General features: G+C 39.7%; 17 protein-coding genes. 3 read left to right on the top strand and 14 right to left on the bottom strand.

The genetic code is table 11. The features are described 5' to 3' along the window. Positions 1-402: 402 nt before the first annotated feature. Genes ACFVSW_RS18770 through ACFVSW_RS18760 form a run of 3 tightly spaced genes read right to left on the bottom strand, consistent with a single transcriptional unit; the run spans position 403 to position 4,404 of the window. Positions 403-1,719 (bottom strand): cyanophycinase, encoded by a 1,317-nt coding sequence (locus ACFVSW_RS18770; RefSeq protein WP_387318152.1) that lies wholly within the window; start codon positions 1,717-1,719, stop codon positions 403-405. A gap of 51 nt (positions 1,720-1,770) precedes the next feature. Next, entirely contained in the window at positions 1,771-2,943 is a 1,173-nt protein-coding gene (gene iadA / locus ACFVSW_RS18765; protein WP_387318151.1) for a beta-aspartyl-peptidase, read from the bottom strand. Between the two features lie 42 nt (positions 2,944-2,985). Continuing rightward, positions 2,986-4,404, bottom strand: a complete 1,419-nt coding sequence (locus ACFVSW_RS18760) for a YfcC family protein (protein ID WP_387318150.1) — start codon at positions 4,402-4,404, stop codon at positions 2,986-2,988. 176 nt (positions 4,405-4,580) lie between these two features. Between ACFVSW_RS18760 and ACFVSW_RS18755 the strand changes: the two genes are divergently transcribed. Continuing rightward, a complete protein-coding gene (locus ACFVSW_RS18755; protein WP_387318149.1) occupies positions 4,581-6,620 on the top strand; it encodes a sigma-54 interaction domain-containing protein in 2,040 nt (679 codons plus the stop codon). Between the two features lie 294 nt (positions 6,621-6,914). Continuing rightward, complete coding sequence (locus ACFVSW_RS18750; RefSeq protein ID WP_387318148.1) at positions 6,915-7,532, top strand: FMN-binding negative transcriptional regulator; 618 nt, start codon at positions 6,915-6,917, stop codon at positions 7,530-7,532. 80 nt (positions 7,533-7,612) lie between these two features. Here ACFVSW_RS18750 and ACFVSW_RS18745 read toward each other — a convergent pair whose 3' ends face one another. The 10 genes from ACFVSW_RS18745 to ACFVSW_RS18700 all read right to left on the bottom strand — a co-directional run bounded on the left by ACFVSW_RS18745 (position 7,613) and on the right by ACFVSW_RS18700 (position 18,334). After that, on the bottom strand, positions 7,613-9,262 hold the full coding sequence (locus ACFVSW_RS18745) for a DUF4127 family protein (protein WP_387318147.1): 1,650 nt from the start codon (positions 9,260-9,262) through the stop codon (positions 7,613-7,615). A gap of 95 nt (positions 9,263-9,357) precedes the next feature. Continuing rightward, a complete protein-coding gene (locus tag ACFVSW_RS18740; protein WP_387318146.1) occupies positions 9,358-10,698 on the bottom strand; it encodes an FAD-dependent oxidoreductase in 1,341 nt (446 codons plus the stop codon). 93 nt (positions 10,699-10,791) lie between these two features. Further along, a complete protein-coding gene (locus tag ACFVSW_RS18735) occupies positions 10,792-11,628 on the bottom strand; it encodes a carbohydrate ABC transporter permease (RefSeq protein ID WP_387318145.1) in 837 nt (278 codons plus the stop codon). Then, on the bottom strand, positions 11,618-12,445 hold the full coding sequence (locus tag ACFVSW_RS18730; RefSeq protein ID WP_387318219.1) for a carbohydrate ABC transporter permease: 828 nt from the start codon (positions 12,443-12,445) through the stop codon (positions 11,618-11,620). The genes ACFVSW_RS18735 and ACFVSW_RS18730 overlap by 11 nt, the downstream gene beginning before the upstream one ends. A gap of 116 nt (positions 12,446-12,561) precedes the next feature. Next, positions 12,562-13,254 (bottom strand): hypothetical protein, encoded by a 693-nt coding sequence (locus ACFVSW_RS18725; protein WP_387318144.1) that lies wholly within the window; start codon positions 13,252-13,254, stop codon positions 12,562-12,564. Positions 13,255-13,316: 62 nt separating this feature from the next. Continuing rightward, positions 13,317-14,609: an ABC transporter substrate-binding protein gene (locus tag ACFVSW_RS18720; protein ID WP_387318143.1), complete on the bottom strand. Its 1,293-nt coding sequence runs from the start codon at positions 14,607-14,609 to the stop codon at positions 13,317-13,319. 99 nt (positions 14,610-14,708) lie between these two features. Then, on the bottom strand, positions 14,709-15,410 hold the full coding sequence (locus tag ACFVSW_RS18715) for a response regulator transcription factor (protein ID WP_387318142.1): 702 nt from the start codon (positions 15,408-15,410) through the stop codon (positions 14,709-14,711). Then, on the bottom strand, positions 15,388-17,220 hold the full coding sequence (locus ACFVSW_RS18710) for a sensor histidine kinase (RefSeq protein ID WP_387318141.1): 1,833 nt from the start codon (positions 17,218-17,220) through the stop codon (positions 15,388-15,390). Before ACFVSW_RS18710 ends, ACFVSW_RS18715 begins: the two co-directional genes overlap by 23 nt. A 162-nt stretch (positions 17,221-17,382) precedes the next feature. Next, positions 17,383-17,541, bottom strand: a complete 159-nt coding sequence (locus ACFVSW_RS18705; protein ID WP_387318140.1) for a hypothetical protein — start codon at positions 17,539-17,541, stop codon at positions 17,383-17,385. A 247-nt stretch (positions 17,542-17,788) separates the two neighbouring features. Then, positions 17,789-18,334 carry an HXXEE domain-containing protein gene (locus ACFVSW_RS18700; RefSeq protein WP_387318139.1) on the bottom strand — a complete coding sequence of 182 codons (546 nt, stop codon included), beginning with the start codon at positions 18,332-18,334 and terminating at the stop codon, positions 17,789-17,791. A 215-nt stretch (positions 18,335-18,549) separates the two neighbouring features. Here ACFVSW_RS18700 and ACFVSW_RS18695 point away from each other — a divergent pair, with 215 nt between their 5' ends. Then, positions 18,550-18,999 (top strand): SRPBCC family protein, encoded by a 450-nt coding sequence (locus ACFVSW_RS18695; RefSeq protein ID WP_387318138.1) that lies wholly within the window; start codon positions 18,550-18,552, stop codon positions 18,997-18,999. Between the two features lie 668 nt (positions 19,000-19,667). On the opposite strand, the gene lsrF is transcribed toward ACFVSW_RS18695, so the two are convergent. Next, the gene (lsrF, locus tag ACFVSW_RS18690; protein WP_387318137.1) at positions 19,668-20,546 is read right to left on the bottom strand and encodes a 3-hydroxy-5-phosphonooxypentane-2,4-dione thiolase; all 879 of its coding nucleotides are present in this window, start codon (positions 20,544-20,546) and stop codon (positions 19,668-19,670) included. Between the last annotated feature and the right edge of the window lie 11 nt (positions 20,547-20,557).

Raw genomic sequence — 20,557 nt, 5'->3', positions numbered from 1 at the left:
AGGGGGATTTTCTTCATGTATGTATGAGTGAGTGCGCTAATGTAGTAAACTTATGAGAATTTTAGATCGCTAATATCTCTATCTTCGCCCCCATTGGACCATGCAGTTGTTTACATTCAAGTACCCTCATTATATTTGAACAATTTGAATATTTCAATAATTTATGGCGCTTTTGGAGACTCAAACGATTTATGAGTAGTAAATGCCCTAGAATATTGCGATCCAACTGGCATTAACAAAAAAAACCGGAATTAACACAGCTAATTTCACCTGGGTTGTTTCCGGTTTAATTCTTTTTTGCAACTCTATAAAGCTATAACCATGGAACAAAACTGTAAAACAAGATTAATCGGACCTGACAAGCCCCCAAGAGTGGTGGTCTGACCCCTGCTTTCAAGCATGCTATTTATCTATTGAAATTTTAATCGAAATTGGTTCAACATCAATCTGAACATTTAAGGCAGAGTAAGATCCGACCTTATCAATTCTTCCCCAAAACCCTTCTGTTTTATCTGTTTTTCTAAAAGTAAAACGGAATCCGGTTCCTTTTTTCTCATCCTCCATGTCAAACCAAAGGGCCTCCGCCTTTGTTGCCTCATTATCTATTAAATCTTCAGTTAATACCTTTTTTAATACTTGCGGGCCAAAAATATCTTTTGCAATTGGATTTTTGCTGTAATATTCAATCCCTTTTGTCGTTTTGTGCAGCTTATTAAGCATGAACGTCCCGTCATTTAAATTAAAACGGTCCCCTTTTTCTAAATAGTGCATCGTTACATTGTTCATCGCAAAGCGTTTCCCTTTTGGTGTTGACGCCCCCTGTAAATCTACTATTAATAAACCACTTGCCCCAACAATTTCAATACTATTGTCTTTTGCTGTATAAACCATAGCAGAATTTTCATCCACACCAAAACCATAACGTGTTTTGTTATATTGTGATGCGACAAGCAATCGGCCAAAACGACCACGTTCTAGAAAATGCTGGTCGACTATCCCATGTGTGAAAAACCCGAAACCGGTCGTAAGAAAAAGTTGATCGTCACCCGTATCCTGATCAAAGTTCTTTAGAATGTGAACCCCTTCATTTAATGCCCCTACGCTCGTTCCTGAAGCAATCATAGGATTACTCATAACCGCAGCACCCGCACTTGATCCACCAAGGACTGCCCCGTTATCATATATTTTTCTAATGGCTTGTAACACGACTGTATCCTTCCCGTCTGCAGTCACTAACGTTTTAATATGACGTAATTGATCACCGCCGACAAACCAAATCGCATCAAACTCTTCTATTTTTTTTGCTATTTCAGCATCGTTCCCATTATTCTTCCAAGTAGATTCGTCCACGTCTTTTGTCGAAGGGTCATCTATTAATGCTATTGGGGCAGTATAGATATTTTTTTCAGGTACGCCGTAGCGAACGAAATCGTCTTTATACGAATCAGCACTTTCAATTGGTGCCGCGCTGGCAGCCGGAATAATCGCAATCTTTACATCCTTTAATGATTTGCCTTTATATTGTTGAGCAAGTGTTAAGTATTTTTTATAAACCGCCTCATTATCTGAACTTAAGGCGCCACCTACAATAACTAGAGAACCGGAACCGGCTGTCTTGGCTAAATTATTCTTATTTTCAGTCGCCCCGGCCTGAAATGAATACATGGTAATGGATAACATCGTTAAAACTAGGACAAAAATAATCGGTAACTTTCTCAACTTAATCCCTCCAATTTTGGCAAAAATGTAATTATAATCTTCCTTTAGCTCTTATTCAAATGTACCTTTCACAATCGGCACTTTATTTTTAACCATTACTTTTCCTTTGGCGATGACTGTATCAATTTCTAATGTATCTTTATCTAGTAAAACAATGTCAGCGTCTGTCCCTTCCTGGATCCGGCCTTTGTGTGCCAGCTTTAGCACATTAGCAGGGTTTAACGTAATGACTTGTAATGCCACCTCTAATGAAATCCCTTCATTTAGAACTGCATCTCTTGCCTCATTAAACAATGAAGAAACTTTTCCGACCTGAAGTCCTGTTAACTCTCCCTTCCGGTTAAAAGACGGCAGGCTTCCTTGTCCATCAGAAGAAAATGTAATATTCTCAAGCGGAACCCCTTCATTCAGCATGATCTTCAAGCCTTTGCTGCACTTTACTTCCCCTTCTTCTAAAAACTGCGGTATCGTACTCGTCGTTAAATCCACATATCCGCCGTTTTTGGCATACTGAATCCCGGCCCTAAATAATTCTTCCGTTCGGTTAATATGGGTTGGATGAAACTGAGAAATAGGAATATTGGTCTTACTAACCACTTCCTCAAGCAAGGTAAGCTTTTCTTCGCCATCCCCGACATGAATTTCTAATACACCAGCTTTTCCTGATAAAATTCCGCCATTTCGTGCGGCCGTGGCAACTTTTGCAATTTCCTCGAACGTAGGCTCTGATGACCGATGGTCGGAAATGGCTATTTCCCCAACCCCGATTATTTTGTCAATAAAAATGAGATCTTTCTCTATTTTGTCCGTTAACGTATTTACTGGCAGCTGGTACGAACCTGAATGAATATAACTCGTTACGCCCTCTTCTTCTAACCCCCGCGCTTTAGCGAGCAAGCTTTCCATCCGTCGTGTCGTCCCATCTGTTCCAAGAACACCTACAACCGTAGTAATGCCCGAAGTAGTTAAACTAGTTAACGTCAATTCTGGTGTACGTGTCTTGAAGCCACCTTCCCCTCCACCGCCAATGATATGAACATGGGCATCGACAAATCCTGGTACAACCACTTGATTCGATGCATCAATCACCGTAATTGGGACAAAATGCTCCGGATTTTCAATAAATTCGTTTACATAGCCAATTTTGCTATCGACTAGTAAAATATCTTTCTTCCCTAAATAATGGGGGGCATACACTTCCCCATCTTTAATCAACGTAAGCAACAACATTCTCCTCCTTAGTTACGCAACAGATGTCTTTTATCGCTAAAATGGACCGTAATTAATCGCATGAGCGATAACAACCGCTATTAATCCGATTACAAATTGAATGATGACTAACGGCAGGACCCATTTCGCCCATTTCGTCCACGGGATTCCGGCAATCGCTAAACCGGCCATTAATGTACCGGCAGTTGGAAAAATAATATTTCCAATTCCGTCAGCAAATGAGAATGATAAAACAGCTGTCTGTCTAGTAATATCAAGCAAATCTGCGAGCGGCGCCATAATTGGCATCGTTAACATAGCGTGACCGCTTCCTGACGCTAAGATGAAATGGATAACCGATTGGAAGCCGTACATCCCCATAACACTTATCGTACCTGGAACATGTTTAATGGCTTCAGACACTCCATGCAACATCGGATCGACAATATGTCCTTGGTTTAATACAACCAACGTCGCCCGAGAAACACCGATAATTAAAGCACCGCTTATTAAAGCAGCAGAGCCGCTCGTAAAATTTTTCACGATATTGTCAATTGAAAGTTTTCCAATAATCCCGACGACGATCGTTAAAATAATAAATAAGGCAGCAATTTCTGAAAGATACCATTCAAATTTAATAACACCAAAAGCTAGAACAACATAGTTTAATAGAAAGGCTCCAAGAATGAGCTTGTGCTTTGTTGTAAGATTGACCTTCGATTGCAGCAGCTTATCTGCATGATCCCTGTTGTAATTTCCATAGAAACCTAACGCAGGATTTCGTTTTACCTTCATCGCATAACGATAGACGAATATGACAGACACAAGGTAAACAACTATAAACAAGATAAGGCGCAGCCCTATCCCTGAGAATAGAGGCAATTCAGCAATCCCCTGAGCAATCCCAACTGTAAATGGATTCATAACGGCCGTTGTAAACCCTGCTGCAGCGCCAAGCAACACAATTGCCATGCCAGTAATCGTATCAAAACCAAGGGCGAGTGCTAGCGGAATTAATAGCGGAATATAGGCTAGTCCCTCTTCCGCCATTCCCATTAACGATCCCCCCGCGGCAAAGAACAGCATCATTAGAGGTATTAATAGCTTTTCTCGTTTCGCTAATTTTCTTGCCATTGTGGAAATTAATACATCAATTGTACCTGTCGCACTAAATACTCCAAAAAAACCGCCAATAATTAAGACAAAGAAAATAATACCACCGGCTTCAACCATTCCTTTATGTAGGGCTTGAACCATATCGAATGGGTTGACAGGTGTGGATTCCGTCCATTTAAACGAATCCGCCTCCACGATCGTCCGTCCGTCCACTTCTACACGATTGTATTCCCCTGCCGGCAAAATATAGGTTAATATCATTGCCGCTACAACAACGAAGAATAATAACGCAAACACATTTATTTGCATCGGTTTTTTTGTTGGTGGAACCGATTCCACCTTTTTACCCAATTGACTCATCATACCCTCTCCTTATTTTAGTTTTTCAATCAATCCTATAATCAATATGCAATTTCTATGCCAAGCCACGCGAATGTGATAATTCCGAATTTTTAAAATTAACTTACCTTTATTGTCCTTTATTGGTTCCTTTGGGTGATATAATAGAACCAATATCTTTCAAATAGGGGGTTTTAATGATTAACCACTCCATTACCTTAATCACCGGAAGTTCTCAAACAAAACAAGTCTTGCATGAGCAGCTGCAGCAATTGTTAGGTGATTACGTCCATATTGAGAGTTTTGCAACAGAAGAATTTCTGCCAATTCAATTGAATGTTGATTTTATACTGTTTTCATCAGAGGTTACGAAGCAAGAGGCACATGAGCTGTGTAAGATAACTAGCAAAGAAATAATGGTTGGAAAACGTACAGTCCATCACCAATTTATTTATCAGCTTTTAAAAATCCCTTTAAATTCTGACGTTCTTGTCGTGAATGATGATGATTTTGCTACGGTTGAACTAATAGAATCTCTTTACCAGCTAGGTATTGATCACTTACAGTTCATCCCGTTTAAGAAGGAACAGATTTTTTATAAAAATATCGATATCGCTATATCTCCTGGCGAGCCCCATCTTTGTCCTCCGTCCATTAAAAAGGTTATCGATATTGGCGTTCGCTTGTTTGATATGGCAACTATTTTAAAAGTAGTCGAATACTTCTGTTTGGGCGAAAAAGTCTCGTCATTGATTTCAGAAAGGTATATCCGTAACATTATTGATTTGCAACGGAAACTATCACATGCAGAACAAAACGCAAAACAGTTAAATCAACATATTCAAAATGTTGTCGATACTGTCGATGACGGCATTTTAGCCATTAATCAACAGCAGAAGGTCACCGTTTTTAACCGCCGCTTAGAGGCTCTATTTCATTTCCCTGTAATTGATGCCATTAATAAACAGTTAGAGGAGGTCATCGTCCAACAGGAAATTATCGATTTTATCCTTACTAGTAATGAAGAAAGTAAATTTTTTACGATATACGGTGTGGATCTTGTTATTTTCCGTCATCAAATGGAAACGGAAAATACAATCGTAGCGACATTTAAAAGCATTAATCAGGCGTTTGAAGTCGAAAAAATGGCCCAGCGGGAACTAAGAAACAAGGGATTTTACGCAAAGTATGACTTTGATGATATTGTTGGTGAACACCCTTTACTCAATGAAAGCAAACAAATTGCCAAAAAACTTGCTCTTTCCGAGCATCCTATCTTAATTCAAGGCGAAACAGGTACGGGTAAAGAATTATTCGCCCACTCGATCCATCTTCATTCAATGAGAAAAAACGGACCATTTATCGCGATAAACTGCAGTGCTTTAACTGAAAATTTGCTTGAAAGTGAATTATTCGGCTACGAGGAGGGGACCTTTACAGGAGCACAAAAAGGTGGAAAAAAAGGTTTATTTGAATTAGCTGATAATGGAACAATTTTTTTAGATGAAATTGGCGATATTAGTCTAACCGTCCAATCCCATTTATTAAGGGTTCTTCAGGAAAAAGAATTGCGCAGAATTGGCGGGAGAAAAGTAATCCCGATAAATGTCCGGGTCATCGCGGCCACGAATAAAAATATTCAACTGAAATCACAAGATGGCACGTTCCGTTCTGATTTGTTTTACCGTTTGAATGTTCTTACCCTTTCCATTCCGCCACTTCGAGCACGGAAGGCGGATATCCCCTTATTAGTAAAACACTTTATTACCAAAAGCGGTAAATGGGTAAAAGTCGGACAAGACCTGACAGAACAGCTTCAAAAGCAGGAATGGTTAGGCAATGTTCGTGAATTAAAAAGTACCATTGACTATATGCTCACCATTTGCGACGGGAATAAAATCGAATGGAAAGACATTCCACAGGACCGTTTTCAAAGTTACTGCCTATCTAATGAACAAGACTATCCAATTCCTGAGAGTTTATTAGAGATACATGAATATCTATTTATGTTAGAGACCATCAAGAACTGTAATGATAACGGCAAGCCCGCCAGTCGTCAATTTATATCAATGGCTAGCAATGAAACCGGTCATTTTCTATCACCACAACAAGTTCGACGACGATTGGACACCCTGGAAATCCTTGGTTTCATCACGAAATGCAGGGGGAGAGCCGGTACAAAAATCACCCTAAACGGGGCAGAGTATTTACACTTACTTAAATTACATGCACATTAATTTTTGCTCAAATACGTGGCAATCTTAACAGGTTCATGTATGAGGTGCAAAACGGTAAAACGCAAAGTCAAAAACGAGAATGAAGTATCGCCGCTGCCGGACAATTTATCGTATATTTGGAGCCTCAAAGGCTTTGCGAGTAGTTAATAGGGGGGGATTTTTATAAGCACATATCTTTATAGAAATATAGAAATTTAAACAGGAATTTTAGCTATTAGATTATTTAACGGAACCCCTAGGTAGTGAAAAGGATGCAAAAACGGAAGTAGATCAGTTGAAACGAGGCGAATTGATATGTATATACCTAAATATTTTAAAATAGATGATGAAGAAATCGTTTATGACTTTATCGAAAAATACAGCTTTGCCACTTTATTTTCACAGCACAACGGTGAACCGTATGCTACCCATCTTCCACTGATATTAAATAAAAGTGAGCATGCTTTATATGGTCATTTTGCCCGTCCAAACGAGCAATGGAAGGATATAGAAAACCAACAGATTCTTGTGGTCTTCCAAGGTCCTCACTGTTATATCTCCCCTTCCTGGTACGAAACAACCAAAGCAGTACCTACCTGGAATTATGTGTCCATCCATTTATATGGAAAGATGGAGATTATCGAAGCTGAAAAAGCAATTTACAATTCTTTAAATGACTTGGTAAATAAATATGAAAGCCCAGATAGCTCATACAATTTAAATGATGTAGAACCCCGTTTTATCGAAGGAATGAGTAAAGGGATTGTGGCGTTCAAAATAAAAATAATAAAAATGGAAGCGAAAGCCAAATTAAGTCAAAATCATTCTGTTGAACGACAAGAGTTAGTGATTAAGCAGCTAGAAAACACTTCCGAACAAAATAATAAACAGATAGCAACCCTTATGAAAAAAAATCTTCAAAAATTGAAATAGATGAAATTCAATTGGGACAAGGTGTCCCCACGGCCCACAAAAAATCAGGACAAGGAGCCTGTCTCCTCGTCCCACCTTCATTATTTCAATTTCAATGTTGGTTCAAGCTCGGCTTCAAAGATTCGCGGCCAAGGTAGTTTTACATGGACTCTTTCTAATGAAGAGATTGTTTTATAAAAGTCTTTGTTCCCCCTTGAGCCAATGTAAATCTGCTTACCATCAAAGTATTGATACCAGTATTCAGTTTCTTTTGTAAGTTTCTCCTTAACAAAGCTGTTTACTTGGTCATATTTGTCACCAAGGGAAAACTCGCTTGCTCCTATTTGTTGGATATAAGCTCTTGCTGCCGGGTGGACAACATTTTTATAGCCCTGATCTTTTGCAAACCGGTGAAGTAAAAATTCGTAATGGGCATTCGCCGTTTGCTCATACAACGGAACCCCAAACCCAGATTTTTGAGCTAAAAAGGCATATCTTGAGGCAGCATGACCAACAGTAATCCCAAGTGCATTTCCTGCAGTGTTCCAGCCACTATAGGAAAGAATTTTTGTCAAATCTACCTCCGAGGCAAGCTTCATGACAAATTCTTCATCGGCCTTATTAACAATCAAAACATCTCCAATGGCGACCTGCTTATCATTTGCGATTAGCTCTTTTGTTCTATTAACCAGTCCGTCAATATCTTTTGTTCTCGTTGAACTGCTTGACGAAGGTGTATTTAACAAAAGGTGAATATCTGCTTGTTTTTCATTCCCAACAATCGTACCACCCGCTGATATAATATGCTTTTGCACATTGTAATCAAATGTAGTATCTTCAAAAGGCGCAATCCAATCCTTTCCGTCGATACCACCATATTCAACAAAGAACTTTGGTGAGGAATGGAAGAAATGGTTAACAAATCGGGATACCAATACTACATCCACTTCATCAGCACCAGGAAAAACGGAAACTTGATCATGAACCTGAAGTTCATTGACCTTATCGATTAAAAGCTCCCTCTCCGCACGATGAACTCCATAAGGAGCAGCATCATCTTGGGATAAAATTAAATAGTCAATGTAACCCTGATCAACCCAATCAATCATTAGTTTGTTCACTGTGTGATTTCTAGCTCTAGCTTTCTTGTAATCTTCTAAAACAGAAACAGGGATTAATGACTCAAGTTGTGCTAGTCTCTCTTTACCATCCATTCCTAAATTAACGACCTTATCGTACAAAATCGCCCATTCGCTAATAAGAGAATAATACTTTTCATATTCATCGTTAATAGCCGTTACTGCCAGCCTTTGAATCGTATCGTATACATATACAGGCTTATTTGGATATAATTCTTTCAGTTTCTTAATGACCTGAATATCCTTAAGCGAGTCTTCTAATGATTTAACACCTGTACGTGAAGCAACTAGGCCTCCATATGCAAGCATACTTGTGGAAATGACAAATCCATCTGCCTTATCAGCATTTTTGAGTATCCATTTACTTATTTCCTCACCATTACCCGGTTCAGTGAAATAACCAATCATATCCTTTGGCGGAATCATCACTTCAAAACCCGATGACAGTCCAACCTGCTGAGGAAAGTAAATATTTGCTGGGCGATCATCCAGCGGGACCATTAAAATGGTAGCCAGCGACTTCTCCTTCCCAGCTGCTTCAATCATCCACATAGAACTAAACAATAAAACAACAGCAAGGCCTATCGAAAAAATTCTTCTCCAATGCTTCACGATTTTCCTCCTTTTTTATGACCAAAGACCATGGGGACGGTTCTTCTGCTTCAAAAAACTTAGTTAATGAAGCATGAGAACCGTCCCCACGCTTCTTAAATTACTACCCCATTTCCAGCTAAATGTTCCCTTAGCTTGGTGATGTTTAGGTCTTTTGGTGCGACATGATCGGTGAATGAGAGTGCTGCTGCGGCTCCGGCAGCCTGCCCCGTTGCCATTGCACTTGGAGTTAGTCTTGTGGTGGCTAATGCTTCGTGAGTGGTTGAAATACACCTCCCTGCTACTAATAAATTATCAATTTTTTGGGGCACGAGGCAGCGGTATGGGATGCCATAGCTGCCATCTCCTTCGATGTCTTTTGCTTGAACACCTTTACCACTTGGATCATGTATGTCAATTGGGTAGCCGCTTAGAGCAATGGTATCCTCGAATTTCTTGCCATCTACAACATCCTCAATGGTAAGGACATATTGACCATCAATCCGACGTGTTTCGCGAATACCTATTTGAGTTCCCACAGCAGAAATAGAGGCTTTTTCAAAACCCGGAATTTTCGTTTGAAGGAACTCTGCCATCATCAGTACTTGTTTTCTTCCTTCTTTTTCCCCGGCGGATAAATCAAACACATCTGTTCCATCCAGCCCTTGCACACGAGTACAATTGACGAGTACTTCATCTTCCTCCGGTCCTGCGAAAAAGAGAACTTGGTCCCGATTAATGGGGACACCGGATTCACTCCATTCCTTATAAAAGCCCTGAACTCCCGTTAACGGAATATGATCTAATTCATCAATGGGGGTCTTCTTGTAAAAATTACTCGGATTTGCTTTCATCGCCTCTTTTACTTTTTCAAGGTTTACACCCCTCATACGGAACTTCATCGTCATTGGCTGGGTTTTATGGTCTTCATCTCTTCCTTTTAAACAAGGAGCGCCGGAAAGATACGCAATATCGGCATCCCCTGTCGTATCCACAAATCTCTTGGCAAAAACGCGGATAGGACCTGATTTTGTTGCGAGTCCAAGTGAGGAAATTTGATTTCTTTCCACTTCTACTTTATCTACGAAACTATGGACAAGAACTTCAACCCCAGCTTCCTCCAGCATATCTAATGCCAATAGTTTATATTTTTCCGGATGATAAGGGGTTAACGAATAGGTGAATCCTACAGTATCACGTAAATGGCCCGGCGAACCGTTGATCTCCATTAAACGCTCCACAATTTCTTGAGCAATTCCTTTAATAACTTGCTTACCGGAGTTCGTATGAAAGGTCATCCACGGATACACCAGTGCAACCGTCGACATCCCTCCCAAAAAACCATATCTTTCAATCAGAAGTGTTTTTGCTCCTGCTCTCCCTGAAGCAATCGCTGCATTGATGCCGGCAGGCCCCCCGCCTGCAACCACAACATCAAAAGTTAGTTCTGTTTTCAAACCAGACACATCCTTTTAAAATTTTTTCCGCCTGTCATAGTGACATGCACATCCGGTGAAACCGACGAACTGCTCACCAATACCCTTTTAAAATTATTTTCCGCCCGTCATCGTGACGCCCTCGATAAACTGTTTTTGGGCAAAGAAAAAGATAACTAACAATGGAACAGTTGCCATCACCGACGCACTCATCAATAACTCCCACCTAGTCCCTACCTCATCTGTAAATAGGGCCAGCGCTAATGGTAAGGTCATCAGTTCTTTTGAATTGATGTAAATAAGCGGCTCGTAAAATTCATTCCAGCTTGTTAAAAAGGTAAAGATCGTTAGCGTTGCAATCGCCGGCTTTGAGAGCGGCAGCATGATATTCCAGTAGATTCGAAAATAGGAGCAGCCATCTAACTTTGCCGCCTCTTCTAATTCCTTTGGGACCAATAAGAAAAATTGCCTCATTACGAAAATCCCAAACACTCCCGCCGGACCTAAAATAGGGATGGCGATTAACGGGACATGGGTGTTAATCAAACCTAAATCTCTCATGAAGAGGAACAGTGGAATCGTAATTACTTCGACAGGAATCATCATCGTGCTTAATAAACATAAAAACAGGAGATTGCTTCCTTTAAACTTCAATTTTGCAAAGGCATAACCGGCTAGTGAACCGAAGAAAATCGTCCCAATCGTGACTAAAACGGCAATGTAAAAACTATTAAAATAAAATAGATGAAATGGAGTCGTCTTTAGGACGTGCAGATAATTTTCCCACCTAAATGGATCAGGTATGAATTGAAACGAAAATATTTTAGTAGAGTCCTTAAATGATGTGTTAATCATCCATAAAAATGGAACAATCATAATCAAAGAGATGATCGATAATATTCCGTAAAAGCTTACTTTTATAAAAATATTATTTTTTTTCTTATTGTTCATGGAAAACCCACCTTTTTCTTACGCTCCATTGAACGAGTGTAAAGAATAAGATAATCACAAATAAAACAATGGCAATGGCAGAAGCGTAGCCAAAATCAAACAATTTGAAGGCATTTTCCCAAATATAATAAACTAATACCTTCGTGTGATTTCCTGGTCCGCCCCCTGTCATCACATAAATCTGCCCGAAAACCTTCATCGAGCCAATCACGGTTAAAATTAACGTTAAAAAGACTGTAGGTGTAATCATTGGAAGGGTAACATGCCAAAATTGTTTAAGTTTATTTGCACCGTCTAAATAGGAAGCTTCATAAAGATTTTTATCCACCTGCTGCAAAGCCGCAAGGAATAGTACCATATTTAGACCCACATTTTTCAAAGCACTTACGACAATAACAGCACCCATTGCAAATTTTGGGTCGTATAACCACGCAGGACCAGTAATGCCAAAAACATCGAGTAGTTGGTTAATAAATCCTTCATCCGTTCCAAACATGTACTTCCATATGATTGACCAAACGACAATAGAGGTCATGACTGGTATAAAAATAGCCGTTCGAAACAGGCCAATCCCGGGTAAATGGCGTTGCAGCAGCAGCGCCAGTAACAACGCAATCACAATGTTTAACGGAACCAAGCCCCCGGAAAAAAGAAGTGTATTTTTCATAACCTCCCAAAAATCAGGGTCATTCACTAGACGCTGGTAATTCTCACTGCCAATAAAATTGGGGTCACCTAGGAGCTTCCAATCTGTTAAGCTCATATATACGGAATAGATGAAAGGAACTAACATAACTAGTAAAAAACCAATCACCATCGGACTAACAAATAAATAGCCATAAAAGGCTTCACTACCCCAAATTTTCCTTCGTACCTTTTTAACAGGCAGGCCCTCTGCTGCTTTCACTTTTAACTCCAACTTCGCTGCCTCCTTTACAATGAATCAATCGTTTCTCTAAAAGATGAAATGGCTCCTTTAATACTCTCTTCTGTTTTTCCAATTACAACGGCCCCCAGCATTACGGCTTTTACCCCAGCCTGATAAAGCAAGGGAATATCAGACGGCTCAATCTTCCTTTGGGACGGGACCATTACAGGGACATCAACGCTTTGAACAAGCGCGTTATAGGCAAGAATATCTTTAAAGGTCAAAGGGGTGCCGTACTCTTCTCCAGGAATAATCGACGCTTCAAGCGCAGACACTCCAAGATGTTTCACCTTTCCCAACTGACTAAAACGATACTCATTAGTAATTGCAAATGTCTTTTCTATCCCGCCTAGCGACATAAGCCAGCCCGGCTTATGATGGGCATAAATAGAATAGAAATTAAAACCTAATTGGATTAACTGCTCCATCTCCATTCGCTTGATATCTTCGAATTCGCCGCCAGGAACTATCCCAAGAGAGCCGGAAAATTCCTCTCTAATTTTGCGGAAAACTTTTTCATACGTATTAACGGCAGCAAAGCTGTTTCCCGAGGCACGATGATGGACATTCACATGCAGTTTAATCACATCAACACCGGCGTCAATGGCCGCCCTTGCAAGATCCAAGCGATTTTCCGGCAGACTGACAATTAAGGTAAGTTTTTTCGTTTCTAATAAATGTGTTAAGGAAGCACTCAATGTTTTTCACCCCTAGTAAAAGGGATGCGGTTAATCCATTTAAGGATTAACCGCATCGCGCTTTATTTCTTCAACAATGGATCAATCTTATCTTCCATACCTTTTAATATATCTTCAGGCTTTTTCAACTGGCCAAATAATTCATCAAAGCCAAATTGAATCGCATTATCAATTTTTTGCCACTCGATATGTCCCGCTTGTAGTCTTGCATTGTCCATTTCATCGATGACAGCTCTTTTAATGCTTTCCGCTGGCGGATTATTCGGCTGATTCACAAATTCATCCGAGCTAAGTACCGATTCACGCGGCGGTACAAAGTAAGTAGAAGTCGCGGAAATTCCCTCTTGGCTTGTAAAGAACTTCAGCAATTCTTTTGCTTCCTCCGGATGCTTAGAACCTTTGAATAGTCCATATCCAGCCTGCCCTAGCATTGGGAATCTGCCTTCTGGTCCTTCAGGAAGCGGAGCGATATCCCAAGCAAAATCCTTTACTTCTCGGGCACGGGAAACATAACTATAGACATCAAAGAACATACCAATTTTTCCAGACTCAAAGCTTACTTGCTCGCCAGCTTTCGGATGGGAGCCGTCCTTAAACATCATCCGGTCAAGCATCTTTAGTGTCGCTACACCCTGGGAACTGTTCCATGTGAACTTTGTTTGATCCTTATCAAATAAGTCCCCGCCATAACTCCAAGTATGTGATAATAACGGAATCCAAGTATTCCAATCCCGGAAGAAGTTTGCACCATAAGTCCCTTTTGCTGAGATGGCTTTTGCTGACTTCTCAAACTGTTCCCAATTCCATGTTCCGGCCTGCACATGCTCGTTTGGCGTTTTTTCACCGGCCTTCAAGAATAAATCTTTGTTGTAAAACAAAACCTCTGGTGGTGTTGAAAATGGAATGCCATATAATTTATCGTCTTTTCTAAACAAATCCAAAGTGGACGGGAAGAAGTCGTCCATCTTGTATTCTTTATCGTCTTTGAAAGAGGAAACATCATCTAATATGCCATTTTGCATGAATTGCGGTACCATTCGCTCTGCTACCCATCCTACATCAGGTAATTCTCTTCCGGCAGCAAGTACGGTAATCTTTTGTTGATAGTCAGGGAAAGGAACGCTTTCCATTTTCACCTTAATGTTTGGATGTGTTTCATTAAACTTTCCAATTAACTTGTTATAGACCTCTTGGTGGGCTTCATTTCCCCACATCATAAAGGTCAATTCCACCTGCTTATCTTTCGCTTTTGAACCTTTATCATTTGAGGCAGTGGTAGAGGAATCTTTGTTACATGCGGTTGAAACCGCTACCAAAAGAATAGCTAAAAAAATGATTCCAAGCTTTTTTATCATGTTATAACCTCCCTTTGTTTCTCATTTTAATGAAGAAGGGATTGAAAAAATATCCTCTCAAAACTAGAAATAGTTCGGTATTCTCATATTTTCAAAATTTCAAGAAAATTTACGGAACCCTATCGGTGTGATTCCAGTTTCTTGCTTAAATACCGTCATAAAGTGCTTTGGACTTTTATAGCCTGAAAGCTGCGCAACCTCATATACCTTTAAATTGGTCTCTTTTAATAACTTCTTGGCCCTTTTTAACCGTATCTCCACCATATATTCCGTAAAGGTCGTTCCTAACTCAGACTTAAACAATTGACCAACATATTGTGGATTCAAAGACACATGTTCTGCAATTTGGCTGAGTGCAATTTCACGGCTTAAATGGTCATCGATAAATTGAAGGATATCCTGAAACTGCTTGGAAACAGGCATACTTTCTGCTTTGTTTTCCTTAAAGATATTTGAAATGGCTTCAGACAGTTCAATCCGGTTGATTGGCTTTAGAAAATAATCCGTTATGCCATAACGCATGGCCGTTCTGGCATACTCAAAGTCACTATGGCCACTTAAAATGATAATCGGAACATCCTTGGATATTTGTCTTACCTTTGAAATAAAAGTAAGGCCATCCATCCCTCCCATCCGGATGTCCGTTATGATTAAATGGGGAATTCGCTGGTGGACAATGGATACTCCTTCCTCACCGCTTTTTGCCTCTAATACTTGAAAACCACCCATAACTTGTTCCAGTAAAACCTTCAGACCTTGTCTGATAATTGCCTCGTCTTCAACCACTAATATTTCTTTCAATTTTCTCTGTCCCCCTTCGATGAATCGGCATTGTCAGGATAACGGAAAAACCGCGATGTTCTTGACCATCTAGCTTCATTCCGTACTTTTTCCCATAAAGCAGTTGGATTCGTTCGTGAACATTTGGCATAGCAATCCCGATATGGTTTTGTGTTGGATTCGTTTCTCCTGTTTCCAATGACTTCCTTAGCTCTTCCAACCTTTCAGCTGTAACTCCTTTGCCATTATCATCAATCATGATCTCTACACTTTCATTTTTACTTTCAGCTTTGATGACAATCCGCCCGCCTTGTCCAAAAAGGCCGTGGATTATAGCATTCTCTACAAACGGCTGCAAAACTAGCTTTGGAATGAGGATATGATGTAAAGATGGTTCAATTTCTTCAACATATTGAAGATCCTCCCCCATCCTTACCTTCTGAATGGCAATATATGAATGAATAAAAGACAATTCTTCCTTTAAGGTTACTATTTTAGAAGAGTTATCAATGGTATACCGTAATAATCTGCCAAGAGATGAGACCATATCGGATACTTCCAAATTCCCATTTGTTAAAGCAAGCATATTAATCGTCTCTAATGTGTTGTAAAGGAAATGAGGATTCATTTGGCTTTGCAATGCTTTGATTTCCGCTTCTTTCTCCCGCAGCCCTGTTTTGTAAACTTCTGAAACCAAACGGTCAATTTCATTAATCATATGATTGAAGCCATTTCCCAACTGGCCGATTTCATCATTTGATTGTATGGACACCCTTTGATTCAGATTGCCCTTTTGAACATTTTCCATCGCTTTTCTTAAAATATAAATAGACCCCACCAAAGGCTTGGAAAGCATAAAGGCTAATAGCAACGAGATGAAAATACCTATTAAAACAACTATGATCATCACTTTACGGATGTGGTTTACTTCACTTAATATCGTTGCACTTGGAGTTAACATAATCATTTTAACTCCTGAATAGGGTGACTCATTATATACCACCAAATAGTTCCGGCCCTTAATGGAAATATTCATATGATTGTTTTCTTTAAACAGATTTATTTTGGACAAAATCGTATTCCCCATAAGTTGATCTTTTTCTTTTGGATAAATGAATTGATTTTCCTTGTTTAGAATAAAAATGCTGCTAGCTTTATTCGTCCTACTTAAAATATCTTGAATTAATTCCTCCTTTAAATCGATTTTGATAATCCCCAGCGGTTGATAGGACTCCGGGTCTCTAATCAGCCTCGCAACAGAAAAAACAGTGACATCTTTGCGTAAATAATAATTAGGCTGGTGGAGAGGAAGCAGTACCCACTCCCCGTCAGCTTTCTCAATTTTCTTCAACCATTCACTATTCCGATCAAATACTTTTAGCATGACGGTATTAGAATCTAAATTACTGAAGATTGTTCCATCATTGCCCATGATATGAATTCCCTTAATCTCATTTCTCATATGTATCAAACTAGAAATATAACGCCATAATGTAATTCTTTCATTTGCAGGCGGAAACATCGTTTTATCACTTGGTGTTTGGTGGTTTTTAAGAATATCCATTACTTCTTGATTATAGAGCGGGGATAATGAAGTGATTTGCATTTCTTTCAGATATCGATCTAAATTTCGATTGATTTGGACTGCCAATTGGATTTGATACTCCTCCGTACGTTCCTGGCTTGACTTTGCAACTTGATAATAAGTAATACTTCCCAGAAGTATTCCCGTAGTCAAAATAAGCAGTGAGAAAACAAAAACTAATTTTACCCGATACGGTAGTGATAATAACGATCTTTTGATGTTTTGTTCAATAGTCCTTAATTCCATTCGAATCCCCTTCACCCTAAATAATACCTTTTTACTTCTTTCTACATTTTTTGCGTAAATTCCTTTGTTGGGTGTAAAGAATGGTGAATGGTTTCTAATTGGAGATAAATGTGATTTGTTTAATTTTAAAGCAGAAAAATAAAAAACCACTCAAAGTGGTTTTTAATCGCGCATTGCTCCTGCCTCTCGGGAAGTCATTGCACCTTGTCCTTGGCTTACATCATTTTGAATTTCTTGTTTTACTTTTTGTGCATCGGTTCCGGAAAATTCTGGTTTCATAGTAGAACCCAAATCCTTTTTAGCTTGTTGATCCTGTTGCATACATTTCACCTCAATTAAATTTTTTCAATCTTATTATTTACAAAAAGACTTCGTGCTATCCCGAGGTTTTGAGCAAATTTACTTAAAGTAAAAAGGGCTTTCGTTGAACTAACGTGTGGACACTGCGGTCTTTTTTCCGAAAACGTTATTCTACAATTCTCGACGTATTTTGGGTGGTGACTAGGCACAGGAATCCAGGGAAATATATTCCTGCCACTGCCCCCATAAGACCAAATTAATCAATTGGTTAGCGGATTAATCGCCGTCCTAATAGATTCCCTATAAGAAATATTGGTACCATTAAAATACTGATAGGAATACTTTCTACTATTAATTGTCTATCTATGTGACCCAATTCAAACAAGCAGTAATAGGTAAGAAGAGAATAAGGAATTACGATGAATAACGCCGTTATGATTCCAGGTGTATAGCCCTTGAAAATAACCGTTTGGCCAATATGAGAAAATGCCTGTAGAAAAAATACATTTAATGTAGCAGTAAATAGAAGAACGTTTCCCTCGTTCGGAAGATGGTAGGCGGTCATAAATGTGATAAATGAAATAATTAGCAAAATCCATACAGCATTAATAGAGAGCTGGGCGGATTTCGTACCCAATTTTTTTTTAACAATTAACGTAAGTCTGGCTAGGAAAGTTTTCGGGACCCTGTTTTTGTACTTTGTCATAAAATACTCGACTGTTATGATCTCTTCCAGATCATGGAACATGAAAATAACAGGGAACAACCAAATAACTGTTTCAATGTAGAAAAATTTATGTAATACCTCTAGCATCTTTACCTCCTTTTTGCGGGGATAACTGGATTTTCCGTAATAGATGGATTTTTACCGCCTTGTTATTAATCATATTCAACATTAGATGGTTTATTGTTACCATTCATTCGGAAAAATCGCTTGGACTGGGACGAGGTGCCTGTGTCCCGTAAACGCTGGAAGGAACATATAAATATATGACGGTCTATATATTGAAATGGAAAGAAGGAAAATGAATGCCAAGCGGAATGCATCAAGTTGAGGTAGGTTTACCAATCAATATGGTTTGGGATTTTGTTAAGGATATGGATAACTGGGCTCCACTTATTCCTGGATATATTCAACATCGGAAATTTTCCAACCGTCAGTCCACCTGGGAATTTAATAGTAACATTGGATTCATTAAGAAAAAGATTAGTCTGATGGTCACTATTAAAGAATGGGTTGAACCAACACGGATCACTTTCCATTTAAAAGGGTTAAATGAGGAACTTTCGGGCGAAGGATATTTCCTAGCAGAAGCGATAGATAAAAATAAAACGAGCATAACAGGCTTTCTAGAAATCACCGCCGCTGGCGCAATGGGGCCACTGGTTAATACGGTTTTAAAGTCTTACCTTCCTAAAGTAACAAAAGAAATGGCTATCGCTATCTCCACAAAATTGGAGGAGCTTAATAGAATTTAATTTTGTATCTAAAAAGGGGCAGTCCATAAAAGTCTTTGGAATTAAGCATCTATTAATACAAGAATTCATTGAGCTCTAATTTTATTGGAGTAATTGCGAGAGATGTGTATCTTACTAACGGCGTTCTTATTTTGCATAATTGGAGGAAAGTGTGACGTAAATGGATTCTACTTCGACTTTTTGACATATTTTCAGCGGAAAGACCTACGTAGACCTCTTCACAGTGCCCGTGAAGCGAAAAAAACGCATGGTTCGGGCACTCTGAAAGGTTCACAGTGCCCATGGAAGCAAAAAAGCTCATGGTTCGGGCACTCTAAAAGGTTCACAGTGCCCATGGAAGCAAAAAAACTCATGGTTCGGGCACTCTAAAAGGTTCTCAGTGCCCGTGAAGCGAAAAAAACGCATGGTTCGGGCACTCTAAAAGGTTCACAGTGCCCATGGAAGCAAAAAAACTCATGGTTCGGGCACTCTGAGGGAATCGCTGAGCCCGAACAAGCGTAAAAAATCGCCCCCACGGAAACCCAAATTAGAGTAATTCAAAAGATTCTTTTACGACGGACTTGGCACAATATCTGCATCAACAAATCCAAACAAAAATGTCCGAGGAGTCAGTAGATCAATAAAAAATCGGGACAAGGAGACCCCTCGTCCCCTCGTCCCATACCGCCCTAGTTTGCGAGATCTTGAAAAAACTCAAAAGCCTCTTCGTCTGTATACCCCTCATGAACTACCTTATTAACAGCCTGAATCATTTCCTCAGGGTATTCAGATTGGAAGATATTCCTTCCCATATCCACACCAGCTGCTCCGCCTTGAATCGAGCGGTAGGCCATGGTTAGGGCGTCTTTTTCTGGAAGTTTCTTACCACCCGCCACCACTAATGGGACTGGGCAGGCTGCTGCAACCTTTTCAAAATCCTCACAATAATAGGTTTTAACAAGCTGTGCACCAAATTCAGCCAGCATTCTTGTGGCCAACAAAAAGAAACTAGTAGTTCGCTCCATTTCTTTACCAACAGCCACGACACCCATTGTTGGAATGGAATACCTTGATCCCAAATTAATAGCCCGGTTTAACTCTTCAATCGTTTCCTTTTGTCCATCGGCGCCAATGAAGGTTTGCATCGCGATGGCGCTCGCATTCATTTTAATCGCATCTTCCATGTCAACCACCATGGATTCACGGCTCAGGTCATCTTGGAGGACACTAGAACCAGATGAAGCTCTCAATGCAATCGCCTTATTATAGGTCGGCGGGACACTGCTCCTGATTGCCCCCCTAGTACCCATTAAACAATCCGCATAATTTGCCAATCTAGGAATAAGCAAATCCAATCGTTCTAACCCTGAAGTTGGTCCCATGAAATAACCATGGTCAAACGCCAGCATGACCGCTTTGCCAGTCTTAGGGTTAAAGATTCGCGATAAACGATCCTTCATGCCCCAATCATAATTGTTTGCTCCTTTTACATGGAAATTCCCATTGTTTGCGAAAGGAACATTTTCTGAAAAAACCTTTGCATGTTTGTTCCCAATAATATCTGCCAATTCTCTCTCTC

Source organism: Neobacillus sp. NPDC058068 (assembly GCF_042885335.1).
In the GTDB taxonomy this organism is placed as follows: domain Bacteria; phylum Bacillota; class Bacilli; order Bacillales; family Cytobacillaceae; genus Neobacillus.
The sequence above is the reverse complement of the archived record's forward strand: the minus strand, read 5'-3'. Positions and strand labels throughout refer to the sequence as shown.

Bases quoted from the DNA above. Each gene is read 5' to 3' on its own strand.
- ACFVSW_RS18760 (WP_387318150.1), bottom strand. From the start codon at position 4,404: ATGAGTCAATTGGGTAAAAAGGTGGAATCGGTTCCACCAACAAAAAAA.
- ACFVSW_RS18755 (WP_387318149.1), top strand. From the start codon at position 4,581: ATGATTAACCACTCCATTACCTTAATCACCGGAAGTTCTCAAACAAAA.
- ACFVSW_RS18750 (WP_387318148.1), top strand. From the start codon at position 6,915: ATGTATATACCTAAATATTTTAAAATAGATGATGAAGAAATCGTTTAT.
- ACFVSW_RS18735 (WP_387318145.1), bottom strand. From the start codon at position 11,628: ATGAACAATAAGAAAAAAAATAATATTTTTATAAAAGTAAGCTTTTAC.
- ACFVSW_RS18730 (WP_387318219.1), bottom strand. From the start codon at position 12,445: ATGGTGATTGGTTTTTTACTAGTTATGTTAGTTCCTTTCATCTATTCC.
- ACFVSW_RS18720 (WP_387318143.1), bottom strand. From the start codon at position 14,609: ATGATAAAAAAGCTTGGAATCATTTTTTTAGCTATTCTTTTGGTAGCG.
- ACFVSW_RS18710 (WP_387318141.1), bottom strand. From the start codon at position 17,220: ATGGAATTAAGGACTATTGAACAAAACATCAAAAGATCGTTATTATCA.
- ACFVSW_RS18705 (WP_387318140.1), bottom strand. From the start codon at position 17,541: ATGCAACAGGATCAACAAGCTAAAAAGGATTTGGGTTCTACTATGAAA.
- ACFVSW_RS18700 (WP_387318139.1), bottom strand. From the start codon at position 18,334: ATGCTAGAGGTATTACATAAATTTTTCTACATTGAAACAGTTATTTGG.
- ACFVSW_RS18695 (WP_387318138.1), top strand. From the start codon at position 18,550: ATGCCAAGCGGAATGCATCAAGTTGAGGTAGGTTTACCAATCAATATG.